This window comes from Lysinibacillus sp. NPDC096212 (assembly GCF_044763105.1).
In the GTDB taxonomy this organism is placed as follows: Bacteria; Bacillota; Bacilli; order Bacillales_A; family Planococcaceae; genus Lysinibacillus.
In genome coordinates, this window is sequence record NZ_JBIWFQ010000006.1 from 49,443 (window position 1) to 76,258 (window position 26,816).

27 protein-coding genes are annotated in these 26,816 nt (G+C 36.6%); 15 read left to right on the forward strand and 12 right to left on the reverse strand.

Annotated features, from left to right (window positions below; all coding sequences use genetic code 11):
• The first annotated feature begins 17 nt into the window (after positions 1 to 17).
• The 5 genes from ACIQ7T_RS07965 to ACIQ7T_RS07985 all read left to right on the forward strand — a co-directional run bounded on the left by ACIQ7T_RS07965 (position 18) and on the right by ACIQ7T_RS07985 (position 5,479).
• Complete coding sequence (locus tag ACIQ7T_RS07965; protein WP_370081563.1) at positions 18 to 497, forward strand: thioredoxin family protein; 480 nt, start codon at positions 18 to 20, stop codon at positions 495 to 497.
• Positions 498 to 646: 149 nt separating this feature from the next.
• On the forward strand, positions 647 to 1,348 hold the full coding sequence (locus ACIQ7T_RS07970) for a tetratricopeptide repeat protein (protein WP_370081565.1): 702 nt from the start codon (positions 647 to 649) through the stop codon (positions 1,346 to 1,348).
• A gap of 300 nt (positions 1,349 to 1,648) precedes the next feature.
• A complete protein-coding gene (locus ACIQ7T_RS07975; protein WP_402869596.1) occupies positions 1,649 to 3,829 on the forward strand; it encodes a bifunctional diguanylate cyclase/phosphodiesterase in 2,181 nt (726 codons plus the stop codon).
• Positions 3,830 to 4,001: 172 nt separating this feature from the next.
• On the forward strand, positions 4,002 to 4,559 hold the full coding sequence (locus ACIQ7T_RS07980) for a hypothetical protein (protein WP_370081569.1): 558 nt from the start codon (positions 4,002 to 4,004) through the stop codon (positions 4,557 to 4,559).
• 266 nt (positions 4,560 to 4,825) lie between these two features.
• Positions 4,826 to 5,479: an alpha/beta hydrolase gene (locus tag ACIQ7T_RS07985; protein WP_370081571.1), complete on the forward strand. Its 654-nt coding sequence runs from the start codon at positions 4,826 to 4,828 to the stop codon at positions 5,477 to 5,479.
• Between the two features lie 65 nt (positions 5,480 to 5,544).
• Here ACIQ7T_RS07985 and proC read toward each other — a convergent pair whose 3' ends face one another.
• A complete protein-coding gene (proC, locus tag ACIQ7T_RS07990; protein WP_370081573.1) occupies positions 5,545 to 6,345 on the reverse strand; it encodes a pyrroline-5-carboxylate reductase in 801 nt (266 codons plus the stop codon).
• A gap of 327 nt (positions 6,346 to 6,672) precedes the next feature.
• Between proC and cyoE the strand changes: the two genes are divergently transcribed.
• Positions 6,673 to 7,623, forward strand: coding sequence for a heme o synthase (gene cyoE / locus ACIQ7T_RS07995; protein WP_402869599.1), 951 nt, complete (start codon positions 6,673 to 6,675; stop codon positions 7,621 to 7,623).
• Between the two features lie 36 nt (positions 7,624 to 7,659).
• Here the strand turns inward: cyoE and ACIQ7T_RS08000 are convergent, their stop codons facing one another.
• The 5 genes from ACIQ7T_RS08000 to ACIQ7T_RS08020 form a co-directional block, all read right to left on the reverse strand.
• The gene (locus ACIQ7T_RS08000) at positions 7,660 to 8,394 is read right to left on the reverse strand and encodes a metallophosphoesterase (RefSeq protein ID WP_402869601.1); all 735 of its coding nucleotides are present in this window, start codon (positions 8,392 to 8,394) and stop codon (positions 7,660 to 7,662) included.
• Between the two features lie 530 nt (positions 8,395 to 8,924).
• Positions 8,925 to 9,374: a helix-turn-helix transcriptional regulator gene (locus ACIQ7T_RS08005; RefSeq protein WP_370081579.1), complete on the reverse strand. Its 450-nt coding sequence runs from the start codon at positions 9,372 to 9,374 to the stop codon at positions 8,925 to 8,927.
• A gap of 169 nt (positions 9,375 to 9,543) precedes the next feature.
• Positions 9,544 to 9,948 carry a hypothetical protein gene (locus ACIQ7T_RS08010; RefSeq protein ID WP_370081581.1) on the reverse strand — a complete coding sequence of 135 codons (405 nt, stop codon included), beginning with the start codon at positions 9,946 to 9,948 and terminating at the stop codon, positions 9,544 to 9,546.
• Between the two features lie 168 nt (positions 9,949 to 10,116).
• A complete protein-coding gene (locus ACIQ7T_RS08015; protein ID WP_370081583.1) occupies positions 10,117 to 11,445 on the reverse strand; it encodes a hemolysin family protein in 1,329 nt (442 codons plus the stop codon).
• Positions 11,446 to 11,477: 32 nt separating this feature from the next.
• Entirely contained in the window at positions 11,478 to 11,930 is a 453-nt protein-coding gene (locus tag ACIQ7T_RS08020; RefSeq protein WP_402869604.1) for a MerR family transcriptional regulator, read from the reverse strand.
• A 688-nt stretch (positions 11,931 to 12,618) separates the two neighbouring features.
• On the opposite strand from ACIQ7T_RS08020, the gene ACIQ7T_RS08025 reads away from it, so the two are divergent.
• Positions 12,619 to 13,197, forward strand: a complete 579-nt coding sequence (locus ACIQ7T_RS08025; protein ID WP_370081585.1) for a YdcF family protein — start codon at positions 12,619 to 12,621, stop codon at positions 13,195 to 13,197.
• Between the two features lie 587 nt (positions 13,198 to 13,784).
• Here the strand turns inward: ACIQ7T_RS08025 and ACIQ7T_RS08030 are convergent.
• Entirely contained in the window at positions 13,785 to 14,270 is a 486-nt protein-coding gene (locus ACIQ7T_RS08030) for a hypothetical protein (protein ID WP_370081626.1), read from the reverse strand.
• A 197-nt stretch (positions 14,271 to 14,467) separates the two neighbouring features.
• Here ACIQ7T_RS08030 and ACIQ7T_RS08035 point away from each other — a divergent pair, with 197 nt between their 5' ends.
• Positions 14,468 to 14,596 carry a hypothetical protein gene (locus ACIQ7T_RS08035; RefSeq protein ID WP_256469430.1) on the forward strand — a complete coding sequence of 43 codons (129 nt, stop codon included), beginning with the start codon at positions 14,468 to 14,470 and terminating at the stop codon, positions 14,594 to 14,596.
• Positions 14,597 to 14,641: 45 nt separating this feature from the next.
• Here the strand turns inward: ACIQ7T_RS08035 and ACIQ7T_RS08040 are convergent, their stop codons facing one another.
• From ACIQ7T_RS08040 to ACIQ7T_RS08055, 4 genes are all read right to left on the reverse strand, one after another.
• The gene (locus tag ACIQ7T_RS08040; protein ID WP_402869606.1) at positions 14,642 to 15,214 is read right to left on the reverse strand and encodes a 5' nucleotidase, NT5C type; all 573 of its coding nucleotides are present in this window, start codon (positions 15,212 to 15,214) and stop codon (positions 14,642 to 14,644) included.
• A 12-nt stretch (positions 15,215 to 15,226) separates the two neighbouring features.
• Positions 15,227 to 16,342 carry a flavodoxin-dependent (E)-4-hydroxy-3-methylbut-2-enyl-diphosphate synthase gene (gene ispG / locus ACIQ7T_RS08045; RefSeq protein WP_370081589.1) on the reverse strand — a complete coding sequence of 372 codons (1,116 nt, stop codon included), beginning with the start codon at positions 16,340 to 16,342 and terminating at the stop codon, positions 15,227 to 15,229.
• A 95-nt stretch (positions 16,343 to 16,437) separates the two neighbouring features.
• Positions 16,438 to 16,782: a hypothetical protein gene (locus ACIQ7T_RS08050; protein ID WP_370081591.1), complete on the reverse strand. Its 345-nt coding sequence runs from the start codon at positions 16,780 to 16,782 to the stop codon at positions 16,438 to 16,440.
• A 52-nt stretch (positions 16,783 to 16,834) separates the two neighbouring features.
• Positions 16,835 to 17,353 (reverse strand): DUF1189 family protein, encoded by a 519-nt coding sequence (locus ACIQ7T_RS08055; protein ID WP_370081593.1) that lies wholly within the window; start codon positions 17,351 to 17,353, stop codon positions 16,835 to 16,837.
• Between the two features lie 195 nt (positions 17,354 to 17,548).
• On the opposite strand from ACIQ7T_RS08055, the gene ACIQ7T_RS08060 reads away from it, so the two are divergent.
• The 4 genes from ACIQ7T_RS08060 (at position 17,549) to ACIQ7T_RS08075 (ending at position 23,246) form a co-directional block, all read left to right on the forward strand.
• Positions 17,549 to 19,180 carry a Na/Pi cotransporter family protein gene (locus ACIQ7T_RS08060; protein WP_402869609.1) on the forward strand — a complete coding sequence of 544 codons (1,632 nt, stop codon included), beginning with the start codon at positions 17,549 to 17,551 and terminating at the stop codon, positions 19,178 to 19,180.
• Positions 19,181 to 19,384: 204 nt separating this feature from the next.
• The gene (locus ACIQ7T_RS08065) at positions 19,385 to 19,864 is read left to right on the forward strand and encodes a DUF456 domain-containing protein (RefSeq protein ID WP_370081597.1); all 480 of its coding nucleotides are present in this window, start codon (positions 19,385 to 19,387) and stop codon (positions 19,862 to 19,864) included.
• 173 nt (positions 19,865 to 20,037) lie between these two features.
• Positions 20,038 to 20,643 (forward strand): superoxide dismutase, encoded by a 606-nt coding sequence (locus tag ACIQ7T_RS08070; RefSeq protein WP_402869611.1) that lies wholly within the window; start codon positions 20,038 to 20,040, stop codon positions 20,641 to 20,643.
• Between the two features lie 398 nt (positions 20,644 to 21,041).
• Positions 21,042 to 23,246, forward strand: a complete 2,205-nt coding sequence (locus tag ACIQ7T_RS08075) for a peptidoglycan D,D-transpeptidase FtsI family protein (protein ID WP_370081601.1) — start codon at positions 21,042 to 21,044, stop codon at positions 23,244 to 23,246.
• A 135-nt stretch (positions 23,247 to 23,381) separates the two neighbouring features.
• On the opposite strand, the gene ACIQ7T_RS08080 is transcribed toward ACIQ7T_RS08075, so the two are convergent.
• A complete protein-coding gene (locus ACIQ7T_RS08080; protein ID WP_370081602.1) occupies positions 23,382 to 23,579 on the reverse strand; it encodes a hypothetical protein in 198 nt (65 codons plus the stop codon).
• A 366-nt stretch (positions 23,580 to 23,945) separates the two neighbouring features.
• Between ACIQ7T_RS08080 and ACIQ7T_RS08085 the strand changes: the two genes are divergently transcribed.
• The 3 genes from ACIQ7T_RS08085 (at position 23,946) to pstA (ending at position 26,812) form a co-directional block, all read left to right on the forward strand.
• Positions 23,946 to 24,920, forward strand: a complete 975-nt coding sequence (locus ACIQ7T_RS08085; protein ID WP_402869613.1) for a PstS family phosphate ABC transporter substrate-binding protein — start codon at positions 23,946 to 23,948, stop codon at positions 24,918 to 24,920.
• Between the two features lie 64 nt (positions 24,921 to 24,984).
• Entirely contained in the window at positions 24,985 to 25,932 is a 948-nt protein-coding gene (gene pstC, locus ACIQ7T_RS08090; protein ID WP_370081606.1) for a phosphate ABC transporter permease subunit PstC, read from the forward strand.
• A gap of 1 nt (position 25,933) precedes the next feature.
• Positions 25,934 to 26,812: a phosphate ABC transporter permease PstA gene (gene pstA / locus ACIQ7T_RS08095; protein ID WP_402869615.1), complete on the forward strand. Its 879-nt coding sequence runs from the start codon at positions 25,934 to 25,936 to the stop codon at positions 26,810 to 26,812.
• Positions 26,813 to 26,816 lie beyond the last annotated feature (4 nt).

The following is a 26,816-nucleotide window of genomic DNA, read 5'->3' on the forward strand; positions in this document are numbered from 1 at the left end:
AGGAGGAACACATTCCCATGAAAAAACTACTAATTATTGGCTCGGTAATTGTTTTGTTATTTGCAGTAATTATTGTGCTAACAAAAGTCTCGAACAATAGCAAATTAGAAAACGCAGAGAAACTTTATGGCGACAAAGAACTAAAACAAGAAACAATTGATCAATTGGATGATAAAAATTACCAAAATATTATGTTGCCTGACGAGCTTGAAAAAAAAATAAAAGCTGGTGAAGATGTAAATGCTTATTTCTTCAGTCCAACATGTATGCACTGTAAAGCTTTTACACCTGAGTTAATGCCTATTGCCAAGGAGCTTGGTGTTGATATTGCCCAATTAAATGTTTATGAATACGGAGAATTAGGGGATAAATATAACATTGAATACACACCAACATTCATTCACTTTGAAGGTGGTAAAGAGGTTCAACGTTTTGTAGGTGCCTTATCAGAAGAAGATTTACGTACATTTTTAAATAAAGAAGTATTAAAAAAATAAGTAAAGCGGAGACTGGATCAAAAGTTATTTTTGAACAGTCTTTTTTTAATTTCTAGTTAAATCCTCCGGACGTAATTATGCCGAGGCATAATTGAATTTTGTAGTGTATACTAAATATACTGAAGAGTTGTACATTGGAGGAAGATTGAATGACAATGGATGATTATTTTTATAATGGTGAGCTAATGAAGTGTTATGAGGCGGCTAAACAAGTTACAGATGAAAATGAGAAAGTGTTAGCTGATAAATATATTAAATTATTAGAAGAGTACGATTTTGCTAGCTATCCAAAGTCTGCACTGGTTGTTGAAACTCAACATGCAGAACGAGCGGATGAAAGTTATCCTGAATCGGATACCGTAGTCGAAATTCGTGCGATAAAAGATGAAACAGAGTTTTCAAAGCGTATTAAAGAACTTGAGGATGTAGCAACAACAGGTACTTCAAATGAGAAGGCACAATCATATTTTACACAAGGTGAACTGTTTTTGTTTGCACATCATTACAATGAGAGTGTCCATTGTTTTAGACAAGCAGTAAAAGAAAACCCTAACAAGGCGTTATATTGGGGCATCACAGGTCAAACTATGCATCGCTTTGGGTGGTTGCCATTTGATGCACTTGGCTACTTAGAGCAAGCTATTAACTTGGATCCAAAAAATGCGCGTTGGAAATGGAATAAAGCACTTGTTCTTATTCAATTAGCGAAGGATTTGCAGATGGCACCGTTTATGGCAAATGCTGCGATTACATTAGAAGAGGCAATAGCTGATTGTGGCGAACATCAGCGTTCCTTAAAAGATGCTATCCAAAATACGATAGATAATATGGATAGCTATGTATTTTCATAAAAATTATTAGATGTCTCAATAAGTTGAGGCATCTTTTTTATTTTAATTCAGCACATGTTTTTTGTAGTGATACTTTTTATCTCGAAAAAGCCTGATAAGTGAAGATTAATATTCAGTGTAGGATGAAGAACCCCTCCTACTGATTGAAGCTTCACTTTATTTTAATATTTAGTCCTAAATTTTTATTTTTATTTAGTTGAAAAGTTGGTTCTTAGTGTTAGTTTTATAGTATAATTATCCTAAATACATCGATAAAACAGTATATGGAAGGAGATTATTTAGAGATTAAGAAGGGGTGTTATGATGTGGAAATTTAATGAAGATTTTTCATTTGTGAAGCAGGGCATTCAATTTATCCTATTATCACTGGTGTTATTAATCGTAATTGATTTGGGTAGTGATAAATTTTATTGGATATTTGGAGAGAACAATTATGTAACGCTTCATTTAATGATGGAAATGCTTATTACTGTAGTGACAATGTCTATTTCGATTCAGGCATGGTTAATTACGCCTTATATTTTATCGAATAAAGTCCTCTATGCTGGGTCATTATTTTTAACGATTAGCTTATTAGAAATGGCTCACGCACTTTCCTATAAAGGAATGCCATTTTTTATTACTGAAAGTACGCCGTATGCATCAACATGGTTTTACATGTTTTGTCGATTACTATTATCGATTGGTTTTCTCATTATTTTTTTTATAAAGGAAAAGGAAATAAAATCGATTTATCGTTGGTTTATTTATAGCTTACCGTTTGTAATAATCACTGGTTGTTTTGTCGTTATCTATGCCCCAACGCCTATATTGCCACCACTTTTGATAGAAAGTGAAGGTCCCACTGTTTTAAAAAATACTTTGCAATATATAGCTGTAGCTTTCCATTTGGTGATTATGGCTCTATTACTTCTAAAGTTTAAAAAAGCACCTAAAATTATATTTTTATTATTATGTAGTTCGATTTATTTAATAATGAGTGATTTTCTTTATACCATGTATCAAGATGTTTCTGATATTAAAAACTTCATAGGACATATGTTTGAGTTAGGTGCATCTTATCTTTTATTTAGAGCTATTTATTTTTCATCTATTGAAAAACCTTTTCAGCAGTTAGTTGATACACAAGAGCATTTAGAAAAATCTCGTGAAAAGATGCATCATATGGCTTACCATAATGAGATTACGAATTTACCAAATGAACGTTTTTTAATGGAATCATTAAAGAGAGAGTTATACATATCTAAATCCCAAAAGGCAATTCTTGCTATCGGTATAGAAAGAATTGCTGCTATTAAAGCGTCTTTAGGTAGTACATATGCAGACCAAATGATAAGTCTAATCGCGCAAAGATTGAAAAATGTTTTACCAGAAAAGTATTTACTATGCTTACTAAGAGAAGATTATTTTGTCGTTTATATTGATCAGGTGAATGATACCCATCAATTGACGCAGCTAAGTCAAAGGCTCCAACTTGTCATGGAAGAATCATTTCAAGTACAACATTTTTCTCTCAATAGTCAATTAAATATTGGTATTGCTTTATTTCCAACTGATTCTTATAGGGAAGAGGAACTTATTAGATTTGCATTTTATGCCATGCACGAAGCACAGAAAACGCCAACACGCATTAGGTTCTATGAGTCTTCAATATCTAATGAAACGACAGAACGACTTTTATTAGAAACTGATTTACATGATGCATTAGCGAAGCAAGAGCTTTTTTTAGAATATCAACCACAACTAGATTTACATACGGGTCAAATTAAGTCAGTAGAGGCTTTAGTTAGATGGCAGCATCCAAAAAAGGGGTGGATTTCGCCGGGAGTCTTCATTCCAATTGCTGAGGAATCGGGATTAATTATACCTATAGGACAATGGGTACTAGAAACAGCATGTAAACAAGTAAAGAGTTGGGAAGCAGCTGGATTGCCACCGATTAAAGTGGCAGTCAATCTGTCATTAGGTCAACTTTTTCAGCAAAATTTAGTTGAAATAATTCACGATGTTCTTGAGAAAACGCAATTAGAGCCAAAATATTTACAGCTAGAGATAACAGAAAGTATGACCATCAATATTGATCATATGACGACGATTTTACACAAATTGAAGGCGCTTGGGATTACGATCGCTGTAGATGATTTTGGAACGGGCTATTCGTCATTATCTTATTTGAAGGATTTTCCTATAGATTGTTTAAAAATCGATCGGTCTTTCGTTCAGAAAATACAATCGGACTCTACAGATAAGGCACTAGTTGACATGATTCTCTCTATGGCAAAGCATCTACAGTTAAAGGTAGTTGCAGAAGGAATAGAAGAGATAGAACAGCTATCATATCTAATAGACAGCAAATGTGATACTGTACAGGGCTTCTTATTCAGCAAACCTGTACCTCCGCATATTTTACAGGAGAACTATCAATCGCTTCACAATGATGCAAAGTCTATTTTAGATTCAATTACTACATCTGAAGTATAAAGTGTTCATGCAACATCCTTGTTTCATCTTATAACAAGGATGTTTTTTTGTTTGCTATGTAAAACTATGAAAGCCTACATTGTAGACCTAAACGTCAACCGTTTCTTTCTATTCTACAATCATGGTATGATAGTGGGGAAATGATTTGTAGATATAAAGGACGGGTTTTTTGATGGCACAAGAAGTCGCAAATAAATTTATTGAAAATGTATGTAATCATTTAGTGCGCAATATGAATATTACGAAGATTGAGGAGCACTTTAAAGAAGTAATAGAGATGCAGCGTAAATCGGCACAGTCTCAAATTGATTTTTGGGATATGTTAATGATGAATATGCTGTATTTTACTGAAAATGAGCAAGTTTGGGAAAACGAATTTCTGAAGATGCTTGAAAAGAAAGAGTGGTTAAAGGCCACTGTACTTGAGGAAGAGCTATTGATGCATCAAATGCGTATTCGTCAGCAGGTCGCGGAACAAATGGATGCCGCTAAAGAATTGTTTCATAAACAATATGTGACAGACAATGTGACAGAGGAAGATATTGTTTACGATTATGCTTATAGCTCTGCTGGACATTCAATGCGCATAGATTTATTAACGGTACTTGCCTCAACTCCAGAGCAATCAAAAGTGCTATTTAACGCAGATCCACAAGAAACGATTCGTATAGTTAACGGCTATATTGCTTATCATACTGATGGTCTTATTAATAAGACAAAGTTAATATAGTTTGGCTCATTACAAAAGTTGAGATAATATTTGTTTTATGTCATGTATATAAGTCGATTGCAGTGCCTTAGAGCGAGTTGAGAGAGAAATGAAGGCTAAAAGCATACGTTCTATAATAACGCTTTCGTTTATAAAAACATCGTGTTCCAAGTGTCGTATCGTACGCACCAAAAACTATTTATGATAACGAAGCAATCCTGTTTTTGTCTAGATATTTTTTGCAGTATAATAAGGTGACACTAAGTTCACCTGAAAGGAATTTTTTAATGAATACACCATTTACATTTAAACATACACAACCAACGAATATGGATCCAAATAGAAAATATCCAGCGATTTTTTTATTGCATGGAATGGGAAGCAATGAAGATGATTTACCACAGTTAGTGCAGGACTTTAAAGAGCAATGTCATATCTTTAGTTTACGTGGACCTATTACGCAAAAGCCTGGCTATGCTTTTTTCACAATCCAAGACATCGGTAAACCAGACCGTGAAATTTTCGATAAAGTATTAGTGGCTCTACAACGATTTGTGCTAGAGGCAATTGATGAATATCAAGTTGATCCACATAAAGTGTACATGCTTGGATTTAGTCAAGGAGCAGTTTTGGCACAGTCACTTGCTTTTGCAATGGGTAATTTAATTACAGGAATAGTAGCTTTAAGTGGCTACACACCGAAATTCGTGACAGTGGAATATGCAATTCGCCCAATCGATCACTTACATGCATTTATTTCTCATGGTGATTATGATTATGTCATCCCGTCGCAATGGGGTACTGAAAGTAAAGAAATATTTGAGCAATTTGGAGCGACTGTGACATTTAAGCAGTATCCAGACGGTCATGGTGTTACACCAGAAAACCTACGTGACTTAACTGCATTTTTAGCACAGGAATTACAGGATAATATTCAATGAAATGAAAACCGAGACATGAAAGATGTCTCGGTTTTATTTTTATTCTTTAGTAGATCAATCAAGCTCTATTTTGATAAGCTTCGATCTTTGTCGGTCACTGCAGTAACTGCATCGTGAATCGTTGTTTCAAAATGATTACTTTGTAATGAGGATACACCTTGAATAGTTGTTCCTCCCGGTGAGCATACCTGATCTACAAGGGCCCAAGGATGTTCCTGAGATTGTATAATCATTTTTGCACTGCCGAGTACTGCATTTGCTGCAATATCAAGAGCCATGTTTTTTGGCATCCCTTCACGTACAGCAGCACGTGCCAAAGCGTCAATATACATATAGGTGAAGGCTGGTGAAGCACCACCGATCGTTGTAAATATGGAAAATAGGTGTTCAGGGACCTCGATTATTGTGCCAACTGTTTCGAACAGTGAAATGACATGCTGTAGCTGCACATCTGATACTTCTTCACTCGCTATATAGCAGCTTGTAGAGGCACCGATAAGCGCATTAATATTTGGCATTACACGAATAATAGGGGTAATTTCAGATAGATAACCTTGAAAATATGAAATGTTTTTACCTGCCGCGATAGAAACAATGACATGGTTGTCTTGTAAATGCTTTTTCACCTCTGGTAAAACATCTGGTAACATTTGGGGTTTGACACCGAGGATAATGACGTCACAATTCGACATAATATCTTCAATAGAGCTTGCGGCTTGAATACCGTAAGAGGTTGTTAATTTTGTTGTTTTTGCTTTGGTACGATTATAGCCATAAATAAAAGTAGGATCAAAATCTCCGCTTTTACACATTCCTTTAATAATGGCCGTTGTCATATTTCCAAGGCCGATAAATCCGTATTTCACGTGGTAGACACTCCTTTATATAGTTAAAACATACACCTTAGTATAGAGTAGTTTGTTTTACTTGAATAGTAATATGCAAAGAATCAAGCCAATTAGGTTCAAATTCACGTCAGTCGGTGGTATCATAGAAGATGTTGTGAATGAACGTGTATCTCTATTTTCGTTGGGTAGAATATAAAGAGTAAGAAAATGATGTACTTTATGTGAACATTGAGACAGACTCTATCTAAAAGAGGTAGAATAATAATTTGATATGACTAATGCAAAATTTGTCGCTTTCTAATGGTAAAGCGTGTAGAAATTAAGAGAGAAAAGGAATTAAGATGAATGGAACAAAATCTAAAAACGGAGCACAAACTACAATCTTCCAAGAAGTCTTTGGAGAAGTCCTCACGCTCTTCTATTTTAGCGCAGACAGTAAAAACAGGAATCATTAAATCCAATTTAATTCCTATGTGGGCTGGTTTAACGCTAGGTATGTACAAAAATAAAATGACTTTTGTAGAGAATATACCTGAAATTATTTTCGCAACGATTGGCTCAGCACTTGTTATTGGTGCTGCTGGAGCATTTAATAATGTGTATGACCGCGACATTGACGCAATAATGCCTCGTACGCAAAGTCGACCAACTGTAACTGGTGAAATGTCAGCTAAAACAGCGTTAACTTTAGCTTTTGCCATGCTCATTATCGGGGCAGCTGTGTTGGCCCTTGCTTCTCCATTAGCTGCGGGCTTTGGTCTTTTAGGGGTATTTTTATATGTAGTACCTTATACAATGTGGACAAAACGACATACGATTTATAATACGGAAATTGGGAGTGTAGGTGGGGCGATTCCAGCTTATATTGGTTGGGCCGCTGTTTCTTCTGATATTACACATCCTGCGATACTTGGTCTATTTTTAGTTATGGTTATTTGGCAGATGCCCCATTTCTATGCCATTGCCATTCGTAAGCATGCTGATTACGAAGCGGCCGGCGTTCCAATGCTTCCAGTTGTAAAAGGGATGCGTCGTACTTATTATCAAACGAACTTTTATTTAATCTTATTAATATTATCAAGTTTTTTATTTGGCACTTTAAGTGTTGGCATTATGCTTGTTGCTCTATTGCTAAGCATTGCATGGCTTGTGATGAGTATTTACGGTTATCATAGTAATAAAGATCAAATAAAGTGGGCGACAAAAATGTTTGTTTTCTCACTTATCCATATGACAATTTTATTTACAACGGTTATTGTTTACTCTTTAGTAGGTGTTATTTTTAAATTGTATTAAAACTATTATCTTCATTCAGCACGAAAAGCCAACAGGTTATTCTACACTTGTTGGCTTTTCCTTTTCCACCGATATTATTTGATGACTTGGCCATTCTAATGCGTGTAACTGACCTCCAAAAACAGCTCCACCATCTATACCAATGATATTATTTTCGCCAAAATAGACACTGTAATCTGTTGGGTTTTGGTGAAGTCTATAGGTAGGTGTATGGCCAAAGATTACAGTTTTCTCGCCTTGATAACCTGCATGAAATTCTTCGCGAATCCATAAAAATTGCAAGGGATCTGTTTCTGCTAAAGCTACACCAGGAACAACACCGCCATGTACAAAAATGGCATCCTCTAATTCGATGTAAGTATCAAAGGTTTCGATAAGCTGTAAATGTTCTTCGAGCTTTGGTAAGGACTGAATAAAGCTAGGTAATGTCTCATCTTCAATGACTTCCTTAAAATCGTCTAACTGATAACCATAGCTTGCAAGTGTTGCCTCGCCACCGCAAAGTTCCACCCAATGATTCCACGGCTTAGGATGACCAGAGCGGCAGGCTTTTAGCATAATGGCTTCATGATTTCCTAATAGAACACGTGCACCTTTTGCCTGCAATTCTCCGACTAAGTTTAAAACGCCACAAGATGCAGGCCCACGATCAATATAATCACCAAGTAAAAATAACTGATCTTGCACAGTATCATAATTAGCTTTTAATAATAATTCTTCAAAAAGTTCTAATTCCCCATGTATATCACTAATTGCTAGTATTCGATCCATAAAAGAGCATCCTTTCCAGTATTAGAGAAGCTATTATTTAGTATAGAGAATAGTTTTACAAATTTCGACTAATGTAACTTTTAACCAAAAGTTTGGTTGTAATGTTATTACTCCATACTATCGGTTTCTAGTTACACTTTATCATATGACGAAGTGATTTCATTTCTGTATTCATTCGTCTATAGTGTTGGAATAGAGGAAGAGTGAATTTGCTACAGCTATTTTAACGGAATTATGGAAAACACATCATTTATAGGGTTTAAATGAAATTTAAGACTCGTGGTGTAAATGAAAAGAGCAAGGAGAGGTGAAGTGGTACAACAAAAACAGGAGACCCAAATTACAATTAGTCCATTACTGGCGGTATCGTACAGCTTTTATAAAGGTTCTTTCTACTTGTGTATAACGTAGAAGTATTTGGATGCAATGCTTCTACGTTATGTGCAAGTACAGTACTTTAACTTCTTTCAGCGAATGTTTTTTGTAGCGAAAGCGAAGCGACAGCTACAATTATGTCGAGGCATAATTGATTATTCTTGAAAGTTTTCCCATGCTTGCTTAACTATTGACTCGTCGAATGTTGATAGTAGGCGATAGTTGTTTGTATCTAAAATTCGAAAATGCTGACTAATGACGTTTTGTTGTAGACGATAACCTTTGTACTCGCTAAGATTTTTCCACCATATGTATCCACCCATCGTCTTTTCCTTAGGATGTAATGTTCCGTTGTTAGCGATTAAGTCGACAACCTCAAGTGGATCCCCGCCAAGCTCATGCTGTAAAATTGTGCTTTCTCGGCATAATGCACAAACTGCAACCGTTGTAGTCCAGCCAGTATAAATACGACCTTTTTCAATTTGAACAAGTGTTTTTTTAGAGAGTCCTAGTAAATCACTCATCTGATCCTGTGTTAAATCTTTTTCGGTACGGATTAATTTCAGTTTTTCCGAAATAAGTGTGATTAATTGTTCACGATTCATCCAAAACACCCTTTCTTTCAGATAATTAAATACCATTATACATGAAAGTAGTATGAGATGTTTGTTGTTTCGCGGGTAACTGTGGTTAATTAACGGGTAAAGTACTGAATATTGAAACGAAAAAACAGACTATCCCATCAATCTATTGATTGGACAGCCTGTTAGATATTTAAATCTCATATTTTTTTGTGTCAGAAATAACGCGGAAATGGATACCTTTAATTTGAGCACTTACTTTATGACGTAGTGTATCAATATCTACTAGTTCCTCATTTTCATTGACACATTCTGCAATCTCTTGTAATAGCTTCGTAAATGCCTCTTTGAAGAGTGAACGCATATTATCAAAATCTAGGCTACGGAAGTTTCCGTCAATATCAAATGCCTCCACAGAATTTAATTGCTTTGAAGCACCAGCAAAACGATCATCGTATACTGTGTAGTTTTCATCTGTTACGACGATAATATATAATACTTCACCTGTAATTGTTTTTAATTCAATGTTAGTTTTGTGTTTTTTGACGTCAGTAATGATATGAATACCGTCCGAATGATATAGTTTAAACAATTTCATATGTATTGCCCCCTGAAAATAGAATCATATCCATATATTTATTATATATGGATATGCCTAATAATGGAATGAGACAAAAGTATTTGGAAAAACTAGAATAGGCCCATTTAAATGATAGTAATGGAGTTAAAACTGTTATAAACTATTAAGAAAACCGTATTAGTCAGATTATGCTTCTAATACAGCAGGCAAAATGTTGCGAAGGGGACGAACTTCGATGTAATGAATACGATGGCCTTGCTGCTCATAGATACTAAATATATAAGGGGCCAACTCAATATTTTTAGTTGCTTTAATGCCGTTATTTACAGTTAAAAACCAACCGCCCAATGTTTCGACTTCTTCTGCTTCAAGTGTTACATTTAATAGTTTTTCAACATCTTCAATGAGAATTTTTGCGTTTAAAATATAGTGATTGTCACTTACTTTTCGGATTTCTGCAATTTCATCATCATCGAACTCATCTCGAATCTCACCTACTATTTCTTCTAAAATATCCTCGACTGTTACAAGCCCTGATGTCCCGCCGTATTCATCCATTAAAATAGCCATATGAATTCGCTCTTTTTGCATACGCACAAGTAATGCTTGAATAGGCATCGTTTCAATTACTCGTATAACAGGATTAATGAAATCTTCAAGGATTAATGAATCGTCTGTAAGTTGTTCAAGCAAACTGTGTGTAAACAATTCCTTAACGTTGATAAAGCCTAAAATATTATCACGATCACCATCATAAACAGGATAGCGAGTATATTTTTCATCGGCGATAAATTGAATCATATTTGTAAAAGATTCATTTTTTTCAATTCCAACAATCTCTGTTCGAGGAACCATAATTTCACGAGCAATACGTTCATCAAATTCAAAGACATTATTCACAAACTTTAGCTCTGTTTTATTAATTTCACCACTTTCAAAGCTTTCAGATAGCAGTAATCGTAATTCTTCCTCTGTATGTGATAACTCATGCTCTGAAGCAGGCTTCATACCAAATAGGCCAATTAATACTCGAGCTGAGCCGTTCAGGAACCAGATAAATGGATACATCACTTTATAGAACAACATAATAGGTTTGGCAAAATGGAGTGTAATCGTTTCAGCCTTTTGGATCGCAGCAGTTTTTGGTGCCAACTCCCCGGCAACAACATGTAAAAATGTTGCAATGGCAAAAGCACTACCAATTGTAAAGATCGTCATATATTTATCTGAAATGCCAATCAAGTTAAAAAGAGGGTGTAGCATAAATTCAAAGGTTTTTTCACCGACCATCCCGATACCAAGCGCTGTTACAGTAATACCAAGCTGACAGGCAGATAAGTACTCGTCTAAATGATCGACAACATACTTTGCAGAAATGGCTTTCTTGTTGCCCTCTGCAATTAATTGGTCAAGTCTTGAGGAACGTACTTTTACAATAGCAAATTCCGTTGCTACGAAAAAGCCAGTTAAAGCTAATAAAATGGTGAAAATCGATAAGTTGAGTATGGTCTCCAAATAGTCGTTCTGTATGAACAGAACGTCACCTCCTAATTATGAATAAGTAAAAATAAAGATTGCATGAGCGCAATACTTTCGGGTGAAACATTTTTTTTAATCTTTTCGATATATTTATTGTCTTGTTTGTTTATTTGTTCAAGTAGAGAAGTTACATCCTGCATTTTTACACGTAGCAATTGCACATCGATTTCTTCATGCGAAGTGTTTAGTTCATGTTGTATTTCTATGAGTGAAAGACCTTGTTGTTTGCGTTGCTCAATAATATGAAGTCGTTCAATCATTGTAGGGGCATAGTAGCGATAATTGGATGCAGAACGTTCGGCTTCTAATAAGCCAATGTTTGTATAATAATCGATTGTCCTTTTGGTAATGCCTGTTTTTTCTGCAAGCTCGCCAATTTTTAATCTCTCTGTCCCAATGCAAACACCTCCAAACCAACACGTGATACTTTGATTATAACTTGCTAGTTTAGTCAGTTTCAATTAGAAGAGCCCGATATTTCAAAATTGTAAGATTTCTTCCGGGGAGGGGCTTATTTATGGATGAACATAAAAATAGCTTTCTTAACAACTAAATGTTAGAAAAGCTGTATATCCTTGGAAAATAAATTAGTCAATAAAATGTCATGTTAAACAGTCACAGATGAGACCCTGAAGCAAGTAGGGAACGAAGGCTAAAACCATCACGTCCTGTGATAACGCCTTCGTGGCCAACATCCAGCCGCTGCCGCTACGTTAGCACTACGCTTTCGCGCAAAAAAACATCCAGCCGCTACGTTACACTACGCTTTCGCACAAAAAACATCCTGTTGCTGCCGCTACGTTACACTACGCTTTCGCACAAAAAACATCTGTTGCCCCAAGCGGCTCATCTGACGCCCCTAGGAAGCTTTGCTCTGTGCGAAAGCGAAGCGTCAGCATTTAAGGATGCTTTCTTAAAGATTGTTGTTTCTTCACTTAATAGTGCAGGTTAGGTGAAGAAAAGTTGGAACATCACACCATTCCGTTCGTCTTACTATAAAGCTGATTGGATTATTAAGATTAAAAGGAGTTCCACAGACTAAATAATAGCAACGATCTTTTAGAAAAGCCTTAAAACAATCTCATATATTGAAATTTGCTACCGATAATTTATATAATGTCAATCGTTACAGTATATAAGGAGGTTATTATGAAGAAGATATTCAAGCATATCACTATATTGCTCGCGGCAGTACTTGTTTTTTTCCTTTGCCTACACTTACTTATCGTATCTCAAGGCAAAGATACTGCGAAAGAAAATGCAGATTACCTCATTATTTTAGGTACTCGTTTATCGGGGGATCAACCGTCTAGTCTGCTGTTCGAGCGCATCTCAACCGCAGCTGCATACTTAAAAGAAAATCAAAATACAATTGCAATAGCTTCTGGTGGCCAAGGGCAGGACGAAATTGTGTCTGAAGCTTCTGTAATTAAAGAATCATTAATTCAATTAGGTATTAATGAACAACGAATCATCACCGAATCCAAATCTACTCGAACTCTTGAAAACTTTCAGTATTCAATGGATTACATAGACAAAGATTCCACAGTTGTAGTTGTAACAAACCGATTCCATCTATATCGAGCCGAATCCATTGCTGAAGATTTAGGACTTAACGTAACCGGCTTACCGGCTGCAACACCATCTGAATTTCGTATTAAGTATTACTCCAGAGAATATTTAGCTATCGTGAAGTATTATTTAGAAAAAATACATATCCTCACCTAGCATCACAGAATAACAGCCTAGAAGAAGCTGCCAGACAATAACACTAACAATTAAACAAAAACAGGCGGTTCAGCCGATATAGTCATTTATATAGCCCAATCGTAAACGTTTGAACTATTGCTATACGGAAGAACCGTCTTAGGGAACGGTTCTAACTTGATCTTAAAGGAATGAGGTATCCGTGGGGTTGTATTATTCCTTACGTACCTCACAGCCATTAGTTGAGAAGAGAACACTATTACCGAGCAATCCGCGTAGCTATTATTGACGTATCAGAATTCGCATAGACAAACTCTTTAACGGGCTTGAATTCGCTTATGGTATCCCTGGTTCAGTTGGCGGTACCATTTTTATGAACGCAAGGGCTTACGGTGGGAAAGTAAAAGATATTAATCTTGCCTACTTTTTGCTAATAAATAGTCTTATCGTATGAATTAATAAACTTAAACAAACAGGGAGCTTTAGTTAAATTTCCGATTATATCAGAAAAAAAGGCAGAATTTATTCTACACGTTTTGTAGATAAAATCTGCCTTTTTTTACAGTAACAATCTTTGAGAAAACAACCTTGTTTAAAAGCTACGGAGTTTATTTTTGTAAATATGTATCATATAGGTGATGAAGTGCATCCTCACCAGTCATTTCTAGAATCGTTTCGTCATTAAAAATAAGTGTTACATTTGTGAGGGCGCTATCAATTTTATTGTTGTTAATAGTGCATGTAACCTTTACTACGCCTGTTTCTGCTAGTTGTTTTTTCATCGTATCATCCCACGGTTGCTCAGAAAATAGTGGTGCTTGCCATGTGCCTCTCACATGAAGCTCACTTTTTTCGGCGTCATAATCCCAGCGTACGTCACGTAAAATAGTTTTAAATAGGTCATTAACCGTAAAAGATGTATCTTTGTAGTTAATGGCAATTGCTCGTACAGCATGTACATCACGACTAACTGCACTGGCTGCAGTTTCTGCTGCTGAGTTTATGTCTGAAACCGCGTCTTTAATTTCTGATAATCGATTACCACAGCCAGTTAGCAACGCGCAAAGACATGTTATACAAGCTACCTTTGTCATCCATCTCACAAGTAGTCCCTCCAGTATTGCAAGTTGATACTACTATAGTAACGAAAAGAAAACTATGAAAAAAGGGCATGAAGGCGGCAGATTGTGACGGTTTTGCAACGATGCGACCTCCACTTGAATGTCGAGAAATTGGAGTTTTAAAAATCTGAAAATTTAGTAAATTTTCCGAAGAAAGGGAGCGGTTTGTGATGAAGATTAATGATGAATTACTTGAGCGATTAGGAACTTATTTCGTGTACCATGCTGTTTACGAAAATTATGGCATTACCTTTGAGAATTTTGTGGAGCGTTGGTTACGAGGGATACTTGATGTATAAAAGAAGAAGAGTCGTGTTCAATACATGAACACGACTCCAATTGATTTATTTAAAATAATCTGTGATAAAATGGTTGGCTTCTTGCCAGTTATAAACACGTACGACATTGTCTGGAACAGCAAGGCGATTATACGGAGTGTCAAATAATACAACCGGTATTTTTAATTCCTCCGCAAGCATAACCGCATTATCATGCTTATCTTCAAAAAATGCATCAACACCATGGTTTTTTGCTACGGAAATTTTATCGTGACTACCGATGAGCTCGATATGATCATACGGAATAGATTGTGATTTAAACCAATTTACCGTAACATCTGATACATTCTCACCACGAGCAGAGATGTAATAAAGTTCGTAGTTTTCTTTCCACGTATTTAAAATATCTTTCGCATCTTTAGCTGCTTCAGATACTTCATACATATATGGCTCATTTTCTTTAAACCATGTATTAAATGCTACACGATCAACAGGGTGGGGAAATGCTGATAAAAAATCATATTCGCACACATCGTCGAGTGTAATATTTATATTGTATTGTTTATTGATATGTGGAATGAGAGTACTAGGACATGTCACTGTTCCATCGATATCAATACCAAAGCGAGGCTTTTTCATACTAGCACCTCCTTAGGCGTTCGCTTTTTCTGCTTCTTCAGCAGCACGTTTTTCTGCCATTTCAGCTGCTAATTTATCGATTTCTTTTTTCAACTCTTCTACCATTGTTTCTTCAGGCACTTTACGAACAGTTTTGCCCTTCATAAATAGTAAACCTTCACCACGAGCACCAGCAATACCAATATCGGCTTCACGTGCTTCACCAGGACCGTTTACCGCACAACCAAGAACAGCTACTTTTAATGGTACATTAAGTTTAGAAATATATTCTTCTACTTCATTGGCAATTGAAATTAGATCAATTTCGATACGACCACATGTTGGGCAAGAAATAAGTGTTGCCATATTAGAAGCAAGACCGAATGATTTTAATAGTTCACGTGCTACTTTAATCTCTTCAACAGGGTCTGCAGATAGTGAAATACGTAATGTATTACCGATACCTTTTGAAAGGATTGCGCCAAGGCCAGCCGCTGATTTTACTGTACCAGCAAATAATGTACCTGATTCAGTAATTCCTAAATGTAGAGGATAATCAAAGGCTTTAGACGCTTTTTCATAGGCCTCAATCGCTAAATTTACGTCTGATGCCTTCATGGATACGATAATATCGTGGAAGTCCAAGTCTTCCAAAATTTTAATATGGTGAAGAGCAGATTCTACCATACCGTCTGCAGTAGGGTAACCATATTTTTCTAAAATATGACGCTCTAATGAACCAGCGTTTACCCCGATACGGATTGGAATACCTTTAGCCTTAGCTGCATTAACAACAGCTTCAACTTTTTCCTTACGCCCGATATTACCTGGGTTAATACGAACTTTATCGATACCATTTTCAATTGCTTTTAATGCTAATTTATAGTCAAAGTGAATATCAGCTACTAATGGAATATTGATACGTTTTTTAATTTCCGCTATCGCATCAGCTGCACGTTCATCTGGTACTGCTACGCGAACGATTTGACAGCCTGCTTCCTCAAGACGAAGAATTTCTGCTACTGTTGCTTCGACATCATGTGTTTTTGTTGTACACATACTTTGAATGAATAATTCATTACTACCACCAATTGTTAAATTACCGACACGCACGGGACGTGTATTTGTACGGTGACAAATTTCACTCATTAACTTTCTCTCCTTTTCGGGCCATACTTTCGACCGTCACTGACATTTATTTTAGCAGTGTAAGAAAATAAGGACAAGGAAGAAACGTTAACTTTTCATTTTCCGCATTTGTTTTCAAATTCAAATGACAGCGGAAGCTTAATATTTTCACCAGGAACAAGAGCCTGTAATTGTAAGTGTGGATTTAATTCATAAAATAGTTGTAAGCGTTCAGGGAAGGTCATTGGTACTTTGGCGGGATGAAGTGCAAATAAACTGTGAATAGTATCGCCTTGAATAGTCTGTATAGTTATATAATTTGGCTCTCGCTGCTTCTCACAAAGGGCGTTTTCAGTTTCTTTCGGAAAAATGGCAGCAAGGTGTAATGAACCTTCTGTTAAATCTACTTTTACAACAAAAGCAAAAATAATAATGATAGCTGTTAACACAAAAGCACGCAAAAAATCCCCTCCTTTTCTACACTATATTTAGAAGAGAGGGGATTCATGCACATTATTTTTTGATTGGTTGTTTTGGATATTTTGTAATGGCTACGATTAGTAGAGTCACAGTTAAAAATAAAGAAAAAACAGAGATAATTGTACTGTTAATCGGTAGATAATCTGCTAGCATACTTATTAGAATTGCCCAAGTCATGGCAAACGTCGTAGTACGCCAAATGTGACGGTATTCACCGCGACGCTTCATGACTTTTAAAATCAGTAGACCTGCTACGGCATAGAGCGCAATTTGTGCAAAAATAAGCATCGTAGTAAAAACAAAAAGCATAATGAATGTCACGGGATACAATACCCATTTAACGTCTTCTATGTATTCAGTAATACCATTTAAACTATTCATATCAAATGCATCAACAGACATTCCAGCCGTAAAACGACCAAAAGAGAAAACTGTAACAACAGTAATTAGAAGAAAGGTATATTGAATGACCTTTCCGATCGGTAATAAACGATAGGCAGCAAGTTTTTTTGGATGAATTAAGCTATCGATAAATAGTTGTGAGTGTTTCATAAGCATATCTCCTCCAATCGCTATTCTACCATGTTCAACTTTGACAAGATATGAAATAAGAAATAATAACTGAGAATACGATAATGAAATGTTAATATTGTGTAAAGAAGTTAAAGGTTTTCTTTACTTTTTCTATACTATCATTTAAAGATTAGGAATAGAGAAGTAGAGATGTAGGAATTGGAGCGAATACAATTGACAATAGATTGGCAAAGCATACTGTTTCAATTTTTAGGCGGTTTAGGAGTCTTTTTATTTTCCATTAAATTTATGGGGGATGGGCTTCAAAAATCAGCAGATGATCGACTGCGTGAATGGTTGAATCGTTTTACAACAAATCCTTTAATGGGCGTGTTAGTGGGCATAATTGTGACGGTTTGTATCCAGTCGAGCTCTGCAACGACGGTGATTACGGTTGGGCTAGTGAGTGCAGGTTTTTTAACATTACGTCAAGCAATCGGTGTCATTATGGGGGCGAATATTGGAACGACCATAACCGCTTTTATTATTGGTATTAATATCGGCATATATTTTTATCCGTTATTGGCAATAGGTGCAGGGTTGTTATTTTTCTTTAAGAAAGCGACGTATCAGTATATCGGGCAAATATTGTTTGGCTTCGGGGGTTTATTTTTAGGTTTAGAGTTAATGAGTGCAAGCATGCAGTCACTTCATCAATTAGCGGACTTTGCATCATTAACCCTTCTTCTAAAGGATCTGCCCGTTGTAGGGATTTTTCTAGGGGCAGTTTTTACATTGCTTGTCCAAAGCTCAACAGCAACTGTCGGTGTGCTGCAGGGCTTATATGCTGAGCATTTGATTGGCTTAGATAGTGCTTTACCTATTTTATTTGGTGAAAATATAGGAACGACCATTACAGCAGTATTAGCTTCACTGGGTGCTTCTATATATGCTAAACGTGCAGCGGCGGCACATGTGCTATTTAATATTATAGGAACGATCATTTTCATGGTGTTCTTTACACCCTTTATGCATTACGTACAGTGGATTAGTGGGCTATTCCATTTAGAAGCGAAAATGCAAATAGCGATTGCGCACGGCTCTTTTAACATAATTAATATGATGATTCAGCTGCCATTCATCGGAGGGTTGGCTGCACTTGTCACAAAGCTAGTTCCAGGGCATGATGGAAATATTGATGTGACAACGAAGCATTTAGATCCATCATTCATTGATTCCTCTCCGGCGATTGCACTCGGGCAAGCGAAGGAGGAAGTGTTACGTATGGGGGAACATGCACTTCATGGTTTAGAAGAAACATTTTTATATATGAAAACAGGTGATGCTGCTCATATTCCTACAGTTTTACAATTAGAAGTAGCGCTCAATCATTTAGACAAGGAAATCACGAATTATTTAGTGATGGTGTCTAAGCAGCCACTTTCTCGAGCAGACTCAGTAAGACACCATACACTTCTAACAAATGTACGAGACATAGAACGTATTGGTGATCATTTTGAAAATATTTTAGAGCTTTTACAATATAAAGATCATCATGAGGTAAGTTTAAGTAAGTCAGCGCGACAAGATTTAATAGGCATGTTTAGCTTGGCGATTGAAGCTGTACGAAAGAGCATAGCGGCTCTGGATACAGCAAGTTTGAGCTTAGCGCAGGAAGTAACTGAGCTCGAAAGCTTGATAGATGATATGGAAGATAAGCTAAGACAAAAGCATATTGCGCGCTTAAATACGTACGAATGTAATGGAGCGGCGGGAATCGTCTATACGGATATCATTAGCAATTTAGAGCGTATAGGAGACCATGCTGTAAATATAGCTGACTCTATTTTAGGAATTAGACATTAGATCAATTGCGGCTTGGGGTAATTGTAGCTACTTTGCTTTCGCTACAGAAAACATTTGTAGCTGACGTTTCTCTTTCGCGCAGAAGACATGTGTAACTGAAGTTGCACTTACGATACAAATACATCTGCTGAATGAAAATAAATGAAACCTACAGCTTTGTAAATCCGTATGAAAGGCAATGCACGATAAAAGGAGAGAATTTTCATGGAAGTTGTTGGCTGGATCTTAGTGATTGCCTGCTTTATCATTTCATTTGTTGGATTGGTATACCCGATAATTCCAGGTGTGATTTTTTTAATCGGTGGTTTTTTAGTATATGGATTATTTTTTTCATTTGCGGAGCTAAGCTGGTTGTTCTGGGCGAGTGAAATTATATTTGTTGTCATTTTATTTGTTGCTGATTCTGTGGCCAATGCCTTTGGTATTAAAAAATTTGGTGGTTCAAATGCTGGTATGTGGGGTAGTACCATTGGTTTATTAATTGGTCCGTTCGTCATTCCGGTTGTAGGTATATTAGTTGGTCCATTTTTAGGAGCTGTGATTGGAGAATTAATCGTAGAGCGTCGTACATTTGGAGAGGCTGTGAAAAGCGGAGTTGGCTCACTTGTTGGCTTCTTAACATCAACACTGGCAAAAGCAGTTATTCAAATCGTTATGATTGTCGTGTTCTTTATAGCGATATAATTTCCTCTGTAGTTTAGCCATTTGGAAAACAGGGTAGTATAGTAATCGTATTGGCTTTTCAGTCAAAAGGCTGAAAATCTTCAATTTGAAGTATTTTTCGTTGAATGGTTTGACCAATTTTGATAATCTAAGGATGTATTAATTATTTCTTTACTTTAGGGAGGAACTTAACAATGGCTTACGAATTACCACAATTAACTTACGCTTATGACGCATTAGAACCACATATCGATGCAAAAACAATGGAAATTCACCATTCTAAACACCACAATACTTATGTAACAAACTTAAACGCAGCAGTAGAAGGCACTGAATTTGCTGAAAAAGACATTAACGATCTTATCGCAAACATTGATGCTCTTCCAGCTGACAAACAAACTGCTGTACGTAACAACGGTGGCGGACATGCTAACCACTCATTATTCTGGGAATTAATCGCTCCAGGCGGTTCAAAAACTCCAGTTGGCGAAGTTGCAAAAGCAATCGATGCTAAATTCGGTTCTTTCGATGCATTCAAAGAAGAATTTGCAAAAGCTGCTACAACTCGCTTCGGTTCAGGTTGGGCTTGGTTAATCGTTGATGGTGACTCAGTTGCTGTTACATCTACTCCAAACCAAGACTCTCCAGTTATGGAAGGTAAAACTCCAGTCCTAGGCTTAGACGTTTGGGAGCATGCTTACTACTTAAACTACCAAAACCGTCGTCCAGATTACATCGGTGCATTCTGGAACGTAGTAAACTGGGATGTAGTAGAAGCTAAATTCCAAGCTGCAAAATAATTAATGTTTAATAGAAGGCTATGTCAAAGGTGATTACTCACCGAGGCATAGCCTTTTTTGCTGGTTCTATAATCTTTGAGGTATTCAATACAATGAAAGGTAGAGTGAATGCTCCAAACGCCAACTGAAAAAATTGGCAGTCGGTTGGGTTAAAAGGGATGCGGTCGCCGGAAGGTTTGGAGTGCTTCGAATGGCCGTCATCCCCCTCAATCTTTAATATAAAAACTATTTTTCTAGCAATCGATAAAAAACAGCAACTTTTCATCTTAAAGTGCCGTCAAATAAATGATGTTTTCAAAACATAAATTCGCAAGTGCATGCTTTCCTGTCGTACCTTCAAATGGTATACTAAATATCGTGTGTATTTAAATTGTAATTAGATGAGGAGGGGAATACATATGCGCAAAGCACCGGGAAAAAATCGCGCGACGAGTGTTAAAGCAAAACATCACTCTAATTTAACATTTCGTATGAATGTCCTTTTCTTTGCTATATTTCTCGTATTTTCAATGCTAATTTTTAGACTTGGCTATATGCAAATCGTAAAAGGGGAAGATTATGTACGTGATTTAGAGCGTAAAGAGGAGGTAGCTGTCAATACAAGTGTGCCAAGGGGACGTATGTATGATCGATACGGTCGTATTTTAGTGGATAACCAACCAGAAAATGCCATTACGTATACAAAAATGTCGACGACAACAACAAAGGATATGCTAGACATAGCCGAAAAGCTGGCACAATTAATTGAGCAGCCAACGAACCGCGTTACATTACGTGACAAACAAGATTTTTGGATTATAAAAAATCATGACGCTGCCTATGCAAAAGTAACAGATAAAGAAAAAAAGAAAATTAGGGCACAAGAAGATGTAACTGAAAGTCAAATCAATGCACAGATAGATAAACTTGTTCGTGAACGAATCACAAACGAAGAATTATTGCAATTGACAGAAAAAGACTTAGAAGTACTAGCAATCTATCGAGAGATGGTATCAGGATACAATTTATCACCGCAAATTATTAAGAGTGAAAATGTATCTGCCGATGAATTTGCGCGTGTCTCTGAGCGTTTAACTCAATTACCAGGCGTTAACACAACAACTGACTGGAAGCGTTTGAAATTATCATCACTCGCTATTTTAGGACGCACAACAGTACCAGCAAAAGGGATTCCGAAAGAAAAGCTGAATTATTATTTAGCTCGTGATTATTCACGAAATGACCGTGTTGGTGAAAGTTATATTGAAGCGCAATATGAAGATTTACTGCAAGGGCAAAAATCAGTTGTTAAAAATATTACGAATAAAAAAGGGCAGGTAGTCGATACCATTACGACCTATGAAGGTGAGCCTGGTAAAGATTTAAAACTGACACTTGATAGTGAGCTACAATTAGAAACTGAAAAAATTGTTGAGCGTGAATTACTTAAGCTAAAATCACAAGGGGGTTCCCGTTTACTTGATCGTGCCTTTTTAGTAATGATGGACCCAAATACAGGCGATATTTTATCAATGGTTGGTAAGAAGATTGAGAAAAATCCTGAAACAGGGAAAAATGAAGTCGTCGATTATTCATATGGTACCTTTACAACAGCTTATGAGGCAGGGTCGGCAATTAAGGCAGCAACTCTCCTTACTGGTTATAATCAAGGGGTTGTTTCAATGGGTACTACAATGGGAGATGAACCTATTGTATTAGCTAGTACAAAAGCGAAAACTTCAATTTTTAACCGAAGTGGTTATATTCAAATGAATGACTTAATGGCTCTAGAGCGTTCGTCAAATGTTTATATGTTTAAAATTGCTATGCTTATTAATGGAACACCATATAGCTATGGGATGCCACTTCGTTTAAAAGAAGATACATTCCCTAAAATGCGTAATAATTATGCACAATTTGGCTTAGGTGTAAAAACAGGTATTGACTTGCCGAATGAATTTAGTGGTGTAGAGGGTCCATCTGGTCCAACGATGGGTGGTAAAACACTCGACTTAGCGATTGGACAATATGATACGTATACGCCATTACAATTAGCACAGTATATTTCAACTGTGGCAAATGGCGGCTATCGTATTCAGCCACATGTTGTGAAAGAGGTACGTGAGCCATCAAATGATGGGCAACAGTTAGGTCAATTAGTGACTGAAATAGGGCCAACAATTTTAAATCGTATCGATAATCCTATAGAAGAAATAAATTATGTGAAAAAAGGATTACGTCTAGTTTATACAGGTTCGAATGGTACTGCACGAGCTCAATTTGCAAATGCTCCATATACAGCGGCAGGGAAGACAGGAACAGCTGAGGTAGTGTATTTCGGACCGTTAAAAGAGTATTATGGTACGCAAACACTTACTTTTACACATGTTGGTTTTGCTCCTTATGAAAATCCTGAAATTGCTTATGCTGTTGTCATTCCATGGGCGACGACTAACACAGGTGCACATTTAACTAATAATAATGTTATTGCTCGAGAAGCTGTTGATAAATATTTTGAGTTAAAAGCAAAATATCAAGCTGAAAAAGTGACTGACAGTAATGTAAAACAACCAATTTTACCGGCTATTACAAAAGACAAAATTGGTGAAGATGAGCAAGAATAAGAGAAATCGCTAGTGCATATACATGCCTAGCGGTTTTTTTACAGTTTTAGAGTATTATTGAATACCCGCGAAAAAAACACGGTATGAAAGATCACCATTTTCATACCGTGTTTTATTTATTTTTATATAAAAGACCTATAATACAGATAATTGTTGAATAGCTATTTCAAATTGTTGTTTCGGTTTTAATCCATAAAGCTCTATATTATTACAGAAATAAGACTCTACCATAAAATCAACAGCTTCCTGTAGAGTATATTCACGATGTTCCATAATAAGTGTTAAATACGTTTTAAAGTAATCGGTATTTTGTACTTTTGTATGTTTAATCACAAAGTCAAACTCCTCTTAGATTATTTCCTGACACAATTGCTTATTATAGCATCTTTCCAAAAGGAAGCAAGTTTTTAAAGGAAAACGGCTATATGATCTGCATCGGTAAAAACGCCATGTTGTGTGGCATTACCGAAATGGCCGACAACGTGTCGGACCTCTTGCAGCCTAGGCACAAAAAATCTGGACGCATTATTTATCTGTGCGACAGCTACAATTGTAAATTCATCTTTACAATCATTTACAAAGCATTACATTCCTTTACGTCTCTTTTACGAACTGTTTATACGACTTCAACATTTAGTCATTATAGTAAAGATTGTAAGACAAATAACTATAAAAATGTTAATGACGGAGGCAAATGAGATGAAAAAGTGGAAGTACTTAACGATGACAGCGGTAATGGGTTCAGCATTAATGCTTGGTGCATGTGGTAGTGACTCTGCACAAAAGGGTAACAATGCAGAAACAAACGCACCGGCGAGCTCAGGACAAGACGCTGCAGACAAAAAACTGCAAGGGGCTGTAGCTGGGGATGGTTCATCAACAGTCGCACCAATTATTGAAGCAGTTGTTGAAGAATATGCAGGGACTCAACCGAATGTCAAAGTATCGGTAGGTGTTTCAGGTACAGGTGGTGGCTTTGAAAAATTCATCGCAGGTGAGACAGACTTTTCAAATGCATCTCGTCATATCAAAGATGAAGAGAAAGCAAAATTAGAGAAAGCAGGAATTGCTTTTACAGAGCTTCCTTTAGCATATGATGGCATCTCGGTTGTCGTGAACCCTGAAAATGATTGGGCGAAGGATCTAACAGTTGAGCAGTTAAAGAAAATTTGGGTTGAAGATGGGAAACCTAAAAAATGGTCTGATATTGATCCATCTTGGCCAGATGAAAAAATCGTCTACTATTCACCAGGTACTGACTCAGGGACGTACGATTACTTTGATGAAACGATTTTAGACGGTGCTGATCTAGCAAAATCAGCAACATTATCAGAGGATGATAACATGCTAGTTCAAGGTGTAGCAGGTGACAAAAACGCAATCGGCTTCTTTGGCTATGCTTACTACTTAGAAAATAAAGATAAATTAAGTATTGTGAAAGTAAACGGCATTGAGCCAACAAATAAAACAATTGAATCTGGTGAATACGCACCACTTTCACGACCACTATTTGTATATGTGAAAAATAGTGCTATGAAAGAAAACGAAGCGGCATATGATTTCATTAAATTTACACTTGAGCACGGGGGAGAAATGGCAGACGCTGTTGGTTATGTCAGTCTACCTGAAGATAAATACAGTGAAGCTTTAAAAACTTTAGAAGGCTTAAAATAAGTAGACATGCATAGAGGGAAAGAGATGTATGCTCTTTCCCTCTCTTATTTGAAAGGAGCACCCAATGGTTTCTCAAAAAGAAAACAAGACATCATCTGTGCAGCAATTAATTGCAAATTCGCGCAATCAAAAAACAAAGAAAATAGTGGAAAAAGCAATGCCAACTCTATTATTTTCTGCGGCACTTATCTCTATATTGACGACATTTGGCATTGTTTTCACCCTTATTTTTGAAACGTTTGAATTCTTTAAACGTGTTTCGATTACGGATTTCCTATTTGGTACACAATGGCTACCGTTTTCAGGAAAGGAACCATTATTTGGGATTTTACCTTTAATAGCTGGAACATTGAAAGTCACACTTATTGCAGTTGTCGTAGCAGTACCATTTGGCATTGCTTCTGCTATCTATTTAAGTGAATATGCAAGCGAAAAAATAAGACGTACGGTTAAGCCTATTTTAGAAGTGTTAGCAGGTGTGCCAACGATCGTTTATGGATTCTTCGCATTAACATTTGTAACGCCGATGTTGCAGCAAATTATTCCAGGGCTGAAACTTTTTAATGCGCTTAGTCCGGGGATTGTTGTAGGGATTATGATTCTACCAATGATTACATCGCTTTCAGAGGATGCGATGTCATCTGTCCCGAATAGTATGCGTGAGGGAGCTCTAGCTCTTGGAGCAACAAAGTTTGAAGTAGCTATAAAAGTAGTATTACCAGCTGCATTATCAGGCATTATTGCTTCAATTGTCCTCGCTATTTCCCGGGCAATTGGTGAAACGATGATCGTATCACTTGCTGGTGGCTCTACACCTAAATTCGATTTAGATGTGACAGACTCGATTCAAACGATGACTGCGTATATAGTACAAGTTGCAACAGGCGATGCTGGCTATGGTACGACAATTTATTATTCGATTTATTCAGTAGGATTCACATTATTTATCTTTACTTTAATGATGAATTTACTTGCTCAATATATTTCGAAACGCTTCAGGGAGGTTTACTAGCATGCGGTATATTGATGACACGGTCGTCATGAAACGAATGACAAAGCGTATTACATTCAATAAAGTTTGGAAGTTCTTTTTCTTCTTAGCAACGACTTTTGCATTAGTGACACTAGCTATTTTGCTTTATCGTATAGTAACACAAGGTGTCGGCTATTTATCAATCGACTTTTTAACAAATTTTGCTTCGCGTTTTGCAGATAAAGCGGGCATTAAGGCAGCTTTAATAGGTTCACTTTGGCTGATGGCAGTTGTTGCTCCGGTGTCGATTATTCTAGGTGTAGGAACTGCAATCTATTTAGAGGAATATGCAAAGAAAAATAGACTTAATGACTTTATTCGTATGAATATTTCTAACTTAGCAGGTGTACCTTCCATTGTTTTTGGTTTACTTGGGTTAACAATTTTCGTTCGAATGTTGGGACTAGGGAAAAGTGTTTTAGCAGCAGGATTAACAATGAGTTTATTAATTTTACCAGTGATTATTGTTGCGGCGCAGGAGGCGATTCGTGCAGTACCGAATGAACAGCGTGAAGCTTCTTACGGTATGGGTGCGACAAAATGGCAAACGATATTGCATGTTGTGCTACCAGCGGCCATTCCTGGAATTTTAACAGGAAGTATATTAGCGTTGTCTCGCGCGATTGGTGAAACAGCACCACTTGTTGTTATTGGGATTCCTGTTATTTTACAGTTTTTACCTAATGGTTTGTTAAGCCAATTCACAGCTTTACCAATGCAAATTTACGATTGGGCAAAACGTCCGCAAGAGGCATTTCAATATGTAGCGGCAGCCGGTATTTTAGTTCTTATGACAGTGCTTTTACTGATGAACTCTATTGCCATCTTTATTCGAAATAAATTCCAAAAACGTTATTAATGAG